Source organism: Belliella alkalica, from assembly GCF_022549785.1.
Lineage (GTDB): Bacteria > Bacteroidota > Bacteroidia > Cytophagales > Cyclobacteriaceae > Belliella > Belliella alkalica.
The window spans coordinates 520,065-532,425 of sequence record NZ_JAKZGO010000001.1; the positions used below are offsets into that span (position 1 = coordinate 520,065).

General features: G+C 36.0%; 4 protein-coding genes. 1 reads left to right on the forward strand and 3 read right to left on the reverse strand.

Annotated features, from left to right (window positions below; genetic code table 11):
• Positions 1–24: 24 nt before the first annotated feature.
• Complete coding sequence (locus tag MM213_RS02040; protein ID WP_241409653.1) at positions 25–1,116, reverse strand: 6-phosphofructokinase; 1,092 nt, start codon at positions 1,114–1,116, stop codon at positions 25–27.
• Between the two features lie 96 nt (positions 1,117–1,212).
• Here MM213_RS02040 and MM213_RS02045 point away from each other — a divergent pair, with 96 nt between their 5' ends.
• Positions 1,213–3,315, forward strand: coding sequence for a M28 family peptidase (locus MM213_RS02045; RefSeq protein ID WP_241409798.1), 2,103 nt, complete (start codon positions 1,213–1,215; stop codon positions 3,313–3,315).
• A 247-nt stretch (positions 3,316–3,562) separates the two neighbouring features.
• Here MM213_RS02045 and MM213_RS02050 read toward each other — a convergent pair whose 3' ends face one another.
• Positions 3,563–10,051 carry an alpha-2-macroglobulin family protein gene (locus MM213_RS02050; protein ID WP_241409658.1) on the reverse strand — a complete coding sequence of 2,163 codons (6,489 nt, stop codon included), beginning with the start codon at positions 10,049–10,051 and terminating at the stop codon, positions 3,563–3,565.
• 448 nt (positions 10,052–10,499) lie between these two features.
• Positions 10,500–12,305: a hypothetical protein gene (locus tag MM213_RS02055; protein WP_241409660.1), complete on the reverse strand. Its 1,806-nt coding sequence runs from the start codon at positions 12,303–12,305 to the stop codon at positions 10,500–10,502.
• Positions 12,306–12,361 lie beyond the last annotated feature (56 nt).

Here is a 12,361-nt window from a genome sequence, read left to right on the forward strand (position 1 = left end):
GATCCTTGATTTGATCTTGATTTCTCAATCTCCAAAAGACATTCCCATTGCTTTTGCTCCTTGCACTAGAAAACCTTCTTTATCTACAAAATTATAATCCTTGACTGCTTCTTCAAGGCTGACAGAACAGTAATTGTTGTTCTTAAATGATACCATTTCACCAAATTTTTCATTTTGGACCAATTCGAAAGCCTTAACTCCAAACATGGTGGCCAAAACTCTATCATAGCCTACAGGTGTACCTCCTCTTTGGATATGCCCTAGGACGGTTTCTCTTATTTCTGGCTTACATCCCGCAGCTTTGAGTTCTGCGGAAAGTTGGAAAGCTACACCGCCCAATCTAAGGTGTTCTGACACCATCTCTCTCTCCGATCCGAATACTTTACCATCTTTTGCTTTTGCTCCTTCTGCAATCACTATATTGACAAAACCACGACCTTTTTCATACCTACTATCTATTTTTTCTTTGACTTTTTCTATGTCGTAAGGAATTTCGGGAATAAGGCAGATCTCTGCTCCTCCTGCTATTGCCGTATGAAGCGCTATCCAACCGGCGTCACGACCCATTACCTCCATGATCATTACACGATGGTGGCTTTCCGCTGTAGTAACTAATTTGTCAAAACTGTCAGTAGCTATTTGAACAGCTGTCTGAAAACCGAAAGTAGTATCGGTAGCTGATAAATCATTGTCAATCGTCTTGGGAACACCAATTATTGGGACACCCAAATCAAATAGGGCTTTGGATATTTTTTGGGAACCATCGCCACCGATATTGATAACTGCATCAAAACCAAGTGACTTGATCTTCTTTGCTAATGTATCCGTTCTATCTTCAAAAACTATATTTCCATCTTCATCTTGCACTGGAAATTGAAGAGGGTTTCCTTTATTAGTCGTTTTCAAAATGGTACCACCTTTTACATGGATTCCTCCGACTTTTGATTTTGTCAACTTTACAATGTGGGTAGGCTCTGCCATTACACCATTAAATGCCTCAATACTTCCATAAATTTCCCATTCTTTGGTTTTTTTTGCAGCTTTAAAAATCCCTCTAATCACGGCATTCAATCCTGGGCAATCTCCTCCACCGGTACAAACTAGTAATTTTTTCATCTTTTTAAATTTAATATCTTCCGATCAAACAATTATTTCTTTGTTATAAAGATAGCTTAGATATATTTGTTTAATTACGATCAAAATAAATTTATGATGAAGAAAAATTTACTTTTATTTAAAATCTGCCTTTTGATGGTCTTTTCTATCAACTTACAGGGACAACAATTAGACGGATTCCAAAAATCTTCCTCCGATAAGCAACTAGCAACGGAGAAGGAGTTTTTAGAAAAGGTTGACTTTTCGAAGTTCAAAAAGCACCTTACAGCCATCACATCAGATCCACATCCAGCAGGTTCAGAGGCAAATGAAAAGGTAAAAGAATATTTGGTCAAAACGATGCAGGCTGCTGGCTGGGATGTTCAAGTACATCCTTATGATGTATATCTTTCCAAGGAGCCTGGAGAATCGCTAGTAGAGATAGTTAGGCCAATCAGAAAGCCATTGAACCAACAAGAATTTATTCTAGAGGATGATCCCTATTCTGCCCATCCAGATCTTTGGAAGGGGTGGAATGCATTCTCAGGAAGTGGGGATGTGACAGCAGAAGTTGTTTACGCAAATTATGGTACAAAAGCTGACTTTGAAAAATTGAAATCCTTAGGGATTGACATCAAAGGAAAGATCGTACTTGCAAGATATGGAGGAAATTTCCGTGGATTCAAAGCCAAATTTGCAGAAGAAAATGGTGCAGCAGGATTATTGATATTTACTGACCCGGGAGATTCAGGCTATATGCGCGGTTTGACTTACCCAGATGGGATTTTCTATAACGAATCTTCTATTCAAAGAGGTTCATTGTTGACAGTGGACTGGACTGGGGATGCATTGACTCCTTTTGAGCCCGCTTTGCCTTTGGATGGAAAAAAGAAAGTAAAAAGACTGGAAGAAAGTGAAGTAGGTTTACATACAATTCCCGTTACCTCTCTTCCTTATGGATCTGTGAAGGAAATCATTGAGTTGATGCAAGGATCTCCTGTTCCAACTGGATGGCAAGGTGGGTTGCCATTCACCTACAGACTGGAGGGTGGTAAAGATCTCAAGGTCCGACTAAAAGTAGATCAAAAAAGAGAATTCGTAAGGGCCAACAATGTCGTAGGAACTCTAAAAGGATCCGATACACCAGATGAATGGGTCATACTTGGATGCCACTTTGATGCTTGGAGTTTCGGTTCAACAGACCCAAATAGTGGCACTGCCATGCTTTTGAGCTTGAGTGAAACTTTAGGCCAATTAGCCAAAGATGGAAAAAGTCCAAAAAGGTCAATTTTGATAGCGCATTGGGATGCTGAAGAGCATGGAGTAATTGGATCTACGGAATGGGTGGAGCAGTTCAGAGATGAATTGGGAGCAAAGGCAGTTGCGTATATCAACTTAGATGCGGCAGTATCCGGTAGGAATTTTGGTGCTTCATCCTCTCCTACTTTGAAGAAAATCATCATGGAATCTGCCAAAGCTGTAGTATTTCCTGATTCAGCCAAGACTGTTTTTGAAGTATGGGCAAAAAGCCAACCTGAACCAACTATCGGCAATCTTGGTGGTGGCTCAGACCATATTGCCTTCTATATGCATGCGGGAATTCCATCTTTGAGCGGAGGTGCTAGCGGCCCGACTTTGTACCACACCAATTATGACAACCTACATTTCTACGAAAAATTTGCAGACCCTACTTTCAAAATGGGAGGAGCAGTAGAGCAATTAGTAGGAATTATGAGTTTAAGATTAGCGAATGCCGAAATCATCCCCTATCACAACAGTCGATATGCACAAGATTTGGAGATACATTTTGGGAATGCAACAAAAAAGGTGAAAGCATATGATAAAGATTTTGAAAGCTTCACCAAAGTAACAGAAGCCATCAGTGAATTGAAGATGAGTGCCAATAGTTTGGATGAAAAAATTGCAAATTCATTGGCAAATGGAAGTTTTGAGAAGAAAAAATTGAAAGAAATAAACAAGGCTTTGATCAGCATGGAGAAAAGTTTTATTGATACCAAAGGTATGTATTTTGGTTCATGGTATAGATCTCTTTATGCTGCAAATGATCCATTCAGTGGCTATGCATCTTGGATATTGCCAGGAATTGAATATGAAGTCGAACTTAAATCTTCTGATAGACTTCAAGAATGGGATGAGCGATACAGTGCTGCAATATTGGATTTGAAAAGGAAGATGGATGAATTGATTGGGAAATTGTAACATCCCAAATTGTAAAATTAAAAAAAGACCGACTTCAATAAGCTTGGAGGTCGGTCTTTTTATTTTGTAGAATCTAGAGTCTTCGAAACCCATTTCTTTTGGCTGTCGACATATTTGAGCTTTACAAAATTGATTAAATAGCTATCTACATCTTGGTTTAATTGAAATACTCATTGCTAATGGAATCGATACTCTTGACAATAAACACATGCATTAACCTTTTTTCCAATTGACTGTAAATATTCAGCTATTTGATCTTCAACCTCTGTCCTGGGGTATGACTTTTGAACTCTGGTGCATAAACACTCTCAATTTTTGTAATGCCGTTGGCAAAATTTCCTGCTTGGCTAGCCCGAACTTCATATTCAAAAACATAAATACCTTTCTTCAAGCTATCAAAATAGAAGTGGGTTGTTGCATCTTTATGACTTTCGTAATACCCTACTCCATTTTGGAACTTGTATCCAGATAGGACTTGTATAGGCTCCAATCCGGACGCCCTTTGATCTGATAGATGAACAAAGTCTATGTCTCTATCCAATTTCACCTCTATCCTAACTTTGACCAAATCACCTATTTTGATCGTATTTTCTTCAGAAATCCTCACGAATTGAATTCCAGTCGGTGTATTGATCTTGGTGAATAATTCCTTTGAAATTTCCACAACTCCATTTGACTTTGAAATTTGGTCTATATCTTCAAAATACTGCCAATAGAGCGCTCCCCAAAATACAGTTTCTCCGTTATTTACAATTGAAACATCTGCCATTTCCGTAGTGATGTCTTTTTGGTTCCAAGTTTTTTTCAAATAACCAGCATCCAAATATTTTGCGTTTGAATTTGATTCAAGGAAAATTTCCTCCCCAATTATAACTTCCCCTTCAAAATCTTTTCCAGACCAAGAGCTATAGTTATTGTAAATAGCTGAAACAGCACTTACTGTAGATTTAGATGTTGGCCAATGATTTGTCTGTTTTTGTTTCAAGAGCCATTTGACTAAGTCATCAATGAATTTACCATTTTGTTCTTTGGAATGAACCTGCTCACCAAATTCCTTAAACAAGTCTATCATTTGGCCATGAATTTCTGTTGGAGAATTTGCCCAAGACATTGTTGTATTTTCTAGTTTCCAATAATTCCCCATCTCTTCTGAACTAATGCTATTTTCCAAAATAGATTCTAGGATTGACTTATATTCATTTTTATCAAAAGCCTCCAAAATCCTAACTGCTTTGATCCTATCGGACATGTCCAAAGCTACCCAATTAGACTGTAATTGGATAGTATAGAAATTTATAACTTCAATTAATTTTTCTGAATCTATGGAAGTATCATTTACCAACAATGTATACATCACATCGAGTTCTCTGGATCCTAATTCATAACCTGAAAGATAGTTTGAAGCATTTCCACTACTTTTCAATTCTTGTTCCTTTTGGTGTTTGTCAAACTTTTTGATCAAATCTTCCTGCAAGAAACTCAACCCTTTTTCAATCATTTGATCCAATTCAACGGAAGAAAATTCAACATTCATTCTTTTCAGTTTTCCGAATGATTGCAGAATATGGTTTGTCATTTGAAAATTAGAGTATTTGGAACCTTTGTACCAAACAAAACCTCCATCTGACATTTGAAAGCTTTTCAGCTTTTGGAGGTCTTCGGCAATGGAGTTCTTCAACTTAATTGAATCCAAAAGTTGAACCAATCTTTTCATTTTGTTCTCGTCACTTTCTGCTTCTTTGAGCCAAGGAGTTTCCTCCAAAATAATAGATCTCAAATCTTTATTTTTGGCAAACTGATCTTCTGGAATGTTTCCATTTGCCCAATTTCCCAAAATTGATTTCAATTCTGGAATTGTACTGACTAGTTGTAGTCCTAGAGCGTTTACAAAAACTCTAGAAAGTAATTGCTCTGAATTTTCGTCTGACAGATCGTCAATGTAAGGTATTGTCTGCAATACATACCACAAAGGATTGGTAGTCAACTCAAAGGACAACTTGTGGTTTTTTATTGTTTCAGAATTGGGATTTTTTAATTTGTCAAAGCTAAAACGCTTATTATCTCCTTGATTTGCCCATACCGGCATCGTCTCTGTAACAAGAATCTTTTTTTCTAAAACAGGCAAAATGGATTGCTCGCCATCAGAGAAATCCTCTGTCAGCGCCAAAACTTTATATTGCAATAGCTGTAGATCATCAGGAACTTCGATTTCCCAATCTACAGTTATACTTTCGAATGGTTTTACCTCAAATTCAAAAACAGGAATTTTTTCTAATTCTATTTCATTTTGACCTGTCAGCTCATTTACAAAACTTAACTGAGCCTTTCCTTTTTGGTTTTTAGGACTCAGATTGCTGATCTTGGCAGCTAAAACCACCTTATCACCCTGTCTCAAAAACCTCGGAAAGTTAGGCGTAATCATCAATTCTTTTTGTGTTACCACTTCTGCTTCACTGTAAGCAGTCCTTAGATTCTTACTATGTGAAAGGAGCATCAATTTCCAAGTTGTAAGTGACTCTGGGGCATCAAAGGAAAAACCAAACTCACCCTTTTTATTGGTCTCCAAATGCGGATAGAAGAAGGCCGTTTCCTTGAAATCAGACCTTATCTTCACTTGATTGATTATCATTTTATCTGAAACAGATTGATCGAAATCAATAATTGATGGAGGTGGGACGTTGTAATCGACATTAACACCCATTGCCCTTGCTTCCAAGACTGGTGCATCATCTGAAACTTCACTCACTGACCCTGTTAGACTTGAAGCTCCTCTAATCGAAATACTCCTCTTTTCTTTTGAACCATAACCTGTCACAGTTATTTGATCAAGCTCATTAATTTCTTCCACGAGCATGACATGGAGCTTATTATCCTTCCCTATCCTAATTATTTCAGATTTATAAAAAGGAAATCTTACCAAAATTTCATTTTTTTCTTCTACTTGTATATAAAACTCACCTTGAGCGTTTGTGTTGACAGACCTATCGATGCCAATTACAGACACTACTGCAAACTCAAGTGGAAGGCCAAAAACATCAGTAACTAAGCCTTTCACAAAACCAGCAGGAATTTTAGAATCTGAAGTCCAGATAACTTTTGATTCCAAAAATTTCGCCTTCAGAGAAGAAAGGTAGCCTCTTCCAATAGCACTGTTTGGCACAAGACTAAACCCAAATTGATCAAATTGATTGATGGAGGGAAGCCTGTTTTCGTTCAAATATGAATAAGTTGAACCGAGGAAACTATGGAAAGATGCTCCCAAAAAACTGTTTCCATTAGAAATATCACAACTAGGGTAATATGGTAAAGTCTTATTTGGGTCAAAGGCCCATCTATTTGGAAAATATGACAATTGATCAAGTGAAAGATCATACATTCCTACCAAAACTTCAGAGGCGAATTTATCTTTATTTTGGCCAACTATTTTAAATGACCAGGTTTCTTTTGCTCCAGGTGACAGTAAATTTCTAAATGATTCGGTAACAATCTTGATTGGTTTCAATTGACCTTCTACTGGTACACGCAAGTAATCAGAAACTGATTTGTTTCCATACGCATAAAAATAATGTATCACAAAACCTCCTTCATCTGATTGATCCACTGGGATTTTGATTTCTTTTATTTCCTCTGAAAGATTGAAAGCTTGATCCATAACAATCTTTCCTCTTTTTTCCACCTGAAGGTAAACAGTAAGATCCTTTGCAGCAGAACCTAATCTTAGGTGTACTTTATCGTTTACTTGGTAACTTTTTTTATCTGTAAAAATTTGAAACAACTTATTATCAGATACTTTTGAATGATTGAAATCAATTAATTCGAAATCTTTCTCAATAGTTATTTCTGTACCTAAACTATCAAAGGAAGTGATCTTTACAAAATAAGCTCCAGGCTCCCAATCTCGATAATCTTTGAAAACGACTTCTTTGGAGTTTGCAGTATTAAACTCCATAAATGCCACTTTCTTAGCATTGGTAGCATTTGCAATTGACTCATCAAATGCATAAGGTTCGATAGGAAACAACTCTTCGAATTCATTAGCTGACCATCTTGGAAAATCAGGAACAACCATTTGGTTTGGGATGGCTGTAACACGGTTTGAATAGCTTTTTTTGAAAACCTCAATTGTTCCTTTTGCTTTGGTTTCTTGTTGATTCAAATTCATCGCCGAAACCACAATTTTTTCTTCGGTGCTATTTCTTGTTATCTCATCTGAAACATTCGCCTCAAGAATCATCGAATGATAGCCTATATTTACTGATTTTTGGGAAGCCCTAGTTTCTCCATTTATATCAGTCACTTCTACTTCCACAACGTATTCAAAAACCGGCAAATCCTTTCTATCAAAGCTTTCATCTGGAATAGCATGAAATACTATTTCAAAATTACCTTCTAAATCGGTATTCGTTTTTCCATACACGATCTCTTGTCTTGTCCCAATGGGATAATATCTTGATCCTCTCCTAGCATCATACCGAGGATACATTTTTGTAGTTCTAAAAACTCTGTAAATGACTTCTCCAGAAGAAATGTAATTTCCTGAATATGCACGTACATAAACTTGTAATTTCACGGAGTCATTTAATTCAAATCTTTCTTTGATTTCGGCGAAAATAACCTCAAATCTCGGACGCTTATACTCTTCTACATCGATTCGCTTGGTAGAATAATCAAAATAAACATCCTCATGGTCAAAAAACTTGCTCTCTACTTCATAATCTTCCTCCACTTCTATTTCATACTCACCTGTCAATCCTGATGTTGGGATTTCAAACTCACCTGAGAAACTACCATAATTGTTTGTTGAAATTTTAATTTCTTTGTTTGTAATACCATTAGGATCTATCAAAGAAACCACAAGTGATTCCCTTTTCACAATTTCACTTATCCCTGCTTTGTTTTTTACCAAAATCCCTTTGAAATATATCTTTTGTCCCGGTCGGTAGATTTGCCTGTCCGTAAAAATGAAAGCTTTGACATTGATCTCGTCATCATCAATAACATTATTGTTTTTATACAAACTTAAATTTTCAAATCGGATACTATCATTTGCATTAATTAGATCAATCTTAAGACCATAAACATTTTCTAAGAAGTCAATTGAGACAATACCCTTTTCGTCTGAATAAAACTTTTTTCCAAAATTGATCCCTTTGGCATTTATATTCGAAGTGCTTAAGTTCACTTCCACATTTGAGATTGGCTTTCCTGTCGTTCTATCGAGAATTTTCAATATACTTTTACCTTCAAGATCCTGCTTGAAAAATGAAATATCTGAAACATCAAAAAATGAATATCCATGAATTACTTCATCAATTGGATGTAGTGAAAGCATTAAATAAGAACCGAAATCAAGGGCTGGAATCATCGTCTCCATCATTTTAAAAGTATGGTCTTTTGGGTTAACAAACCCTTCAGTCCATTGGTGAATTTCATTTAGCTGATTGATTATTTGATCTTTATCCTCTCTTTTGAAAGCTGATCTAAGAGCACTTTTGTTTGAGGGAGTCAACCTGAAAATTTTAAATGTCAAACTATCTAAGTTTTTATAATTGACAACTACTCTTGTGGGAGTCTGACTTGGAACTACTCCACTAAAATCAAGTTCTGAAAAAGGAGCTGAAATTTTTTCTTTCAACTCAACCGCAAACTTCGCCCCTATGCTTTCAGGGAAAGTAAAAATAGCTTTGTCACATGACTCAATTGATTTAACATAATAATTCTCTAAGCCCAAATCATTCAATTTTTCATTCATTCTAGCATATTCATAATATGAATACGCTAGCTTATAGCGAAGAAATGACTCGATCTCTAATCCTTCAAATTTATCAATCAACAAAAACAAAGCTCGGTTGTAATTGGGAAAAACCTCTAACCCTTCCGAACTATTTTCCACATAATCTAACCTATCGATTAGCCAATACGCACTTGCCGTCTCTTGGCCTACATTGAAATAGAAATCAATTAAATCTTGATAAAGATTCAATGCAATTTCTTTATAGGATTGTTCATCTTCAGTTTGATTTCTTTCAATCTTATAATTTAAAAAATGATTTTTTGAATTTATGGCGAAACTATCAAATGAACGACTACCGGGTTTTTCGTACTTCTTAAAAAAATCAAGTGCATTTTGACTCAAAATATCAAAAAGGCTTGGTTCAAAAAATGAAGATACAGATAACTCTTTATTTGAATCCAAGATAAAGAATTTCAAATCAGATTGGGGAATCTCCTTTAGTAAGTCCTTATTTTTAAGAGAATTTAAGTAAAGATCTGTGATGTAACCCATGAAACTAGCAGCATCCCAAATCCTGAAATCATTACCCTTGTCTTCTCCTGAAATTTGCATTCTATTCAAATATTGCCAACGATATCTAGAAAAATATTCCTGTAGCAAATTGGCAAATACACTTTGCAATATATTTCTATAATAGCCATCAGCAAGATCTATTTCTTCTTCAAACCTTTTGAAAATTTTCAATTCTGCATCTTCTTCCAAAACCAATGTGAATTTGCTTTGATAGATTAGAGATTTTACAATTTGATCCCGATTGTTTTCCTCTTTTGCCTGATGATAAATGGAATCAACAAGCAGCAATGCTGATTTAGGAAGGTCTTTTAGCTCAAAAATCTCTACTTGTTTCCACTTTTTTTCAAAGTCAAAATAAATGGATGCGTTGACATTATGGGAATATAGAATTAAAGAAATAAATAAGATTAGCCAATAGATATTCCTCATAGTTGTTAGTTTAGGCGATGAATTAAACTTTACATTATCAATATAACTTAAATTTTACGGTAGTAACTTGTTTTTGATTGACTAGCTAAAAAATCTGACAAAAATTCGAATTTTTTTAAGACAATAACAATGATTGATTTGCTTAAAAAGCTAATTTTGAATAGCCTCAATACTTAATTCTCAACTTAGCAAACATATTGTATTTGCTAAAAAAAAATAAATGATTATCCACAATGACACAAGTAAGTGCATATTTCACTTATAATTAAGTGAATAATCCTCAATTGTCCTTAGTCATCCGACAAAAGTTGATTGAAATGAACTTCAAGCAATACTATTAAATGGCTACCGGTGTAAAAGCGGATAATCATAAAAAAATATCCGCAATTCTATTTCGAAGAATCTTTTTAGAATTCTTTCGGTTTTTAGAATTGCGGATAAAACTTTTTTAAGCAGGAATCAACAACTTTTCAAGCATCATTAGCTTTTCTTCAAATTGCTCTTTCATCTTTACAATCTTTTCTTCTGTATCTACTGGAACCTCTTCCAAAAGCCTTTTGTAGTAAGACACTCCTTGTTCAAGGTTTGATTTGAACTTGTTAACGTAGCTTTCGAACTTGGAAGGTTGTTCCAAAAGGTAATTAGCCATTTCTTCTTTGAGGTAATCTATGTATAGTTGAAGTTCTTTGACAAAAACATGTGGACGTTCCATATCTCGCATGATTGAAATTTTACCATAGATGTGCCCCACCATTTCCTTTAGGCTAAACACACCAGAGAAGTATGCCAAATTAGGCCCAGGGCAAATAGTAACTGCTTCAAGGTTTCTGGCAGGTGCTTCTCCATTTGTAAGCAAAACCGGAGCTCCCAATCCTTCACAAAGACAGTCTTTTTCAAGAATTTTTGCTGTATTCTTCTCAAAGTCTAAAGCATCTGCAAACTTTGCTTTCATTTCCTTCATTTTCAGATTTAAGTATTGCCTCGAAGCTGTGCAAATTGGTTTTTCGGTAAATTCGGTATTGAATGAAAGGAATTTTTTGTAGCAAGGACTACCAGGCCTGTCCTTTTCTATCCTTTGTCTTCTTTGATCTTCGGAACTGCTCGTTCTTAGATTATTGAATCGAACTCCCAACGGGGATGCATGGCTGAGATAATAATCGGATTTCTTAGCATATATCAACTTTTCCAATGTTTCTTGATCTACATTCGTTGCTTCAGGTACCATTAGAAAAGGACTCCCCCATCCTGTTCCGTCGAGCTTATAGTGATTTCTCAAGAACTCATCCTCGTCGGCTGTACCAATTCCTCCCTGCACAGTAATCAAGACTTTTTCATCAGAGAGTAAAAGATGTTTTCCTTTTGCTAGTAGCGTTTGATTGCAAGCTTCCCACAAGGTTTGGTTCAGCGTTTCTCTGTTCGATTTGAATTCCTCCAAAATCGGTCCTAGCAGAATCCCATCAGTCGCAAAGGCATGACCTCCACAGTTGAGCCCTGATTCAATCCTGAATTCAGACACCCAAAGTCCTTTCTTGGCAAGAAACCTTCCTTGAATGAGGGCAGATCTGTAGTCACTCACTTTTAGAATGATCCGCTTTGTGATGTTTCCTTTGGAATCTGGAAAAAAATCCTTGAAATTTTCCATGTAGCTGAACAAAGCAGGATTCAATCCTGCCGAAAAAATCACAGATGAAATCAACCTACTATTTGCAAATCCTCGAAGTGCAGACAAAGCATCCGAATCCTCTCGAGGCAATTCGTCTCCGTTTGCATCATAATTGAGCTTATCGACTTTTGTCATTATATTGACATCAATCTTTCCAGCTTTGATAAATTTCCTCAATTGGTTTTCTACCAAAATCCTGGAATCCCCATTCATGTAAAGCATTGATTTGTAGATCTCTGATGCTGGATGGGAATCAGAAAGAAGCTCAAAATAAGTATCTATCTCATTTCCTTTTCCAAACTCCTGTGATTTAAGATTTTCTAAATCTGCATCTACTTGTTCTGAAAGAAAATTAAGATAGGCTGTTATCCTTTTTGCTCTACTATCGGGTACTTTATCTTCAATTGGAAGATATGGCACTTTATTATGGCGGCTCTTGATTCGTCGCATATTTTCCAAAAGCGTGTCATCCATAATGGACACTACCGATGAAATACCATACTTTGCTACTTTTAGGGGTGTTTCCAAAGTGTAGCCAAGACCCATTACAGGTATATGAAAACTATGTGGCTTGATATCTAAGAAAGTCATTTTCGATTTTATTTCAGTAATAAGTTTCAAAAATACTGCTATAAAACCGCCAAAAA

What these genes read in the sequence shown, in the direction of transcription:
- MM213_RS02040 (WP_241409653.1), bottom strand. Translation starts at nt 1,116, where the DNA reads ATGAAAAAATTACTAGTTTGTACCGGTGGAGGAGATTGCCCAGGATTG.
- MM213_RS02045 (WP_241409798.1), top strand. Translation starts at nt 1,213, where the DNA reads ATGAAGAAAAATTTACTTTTATTTAAAATCTGCCTTTTGATGGTCTTT.
- MM213_RS02050 (WP_241409658.1), bottom strand. Translation starts at nt 10,051, where the DNA reads ATGAGGAATATCTATTGGCTAATCTTATTTATTTCTTTAATTCTATAT.
- MM213_RS02055 (WP_241409660.1), bottom strand. Translation starts at nt 12,305, where the DNA reads ATGACTTTCTTAGATATCAAGCCACATAGTTTTCATATACCTGTAATG.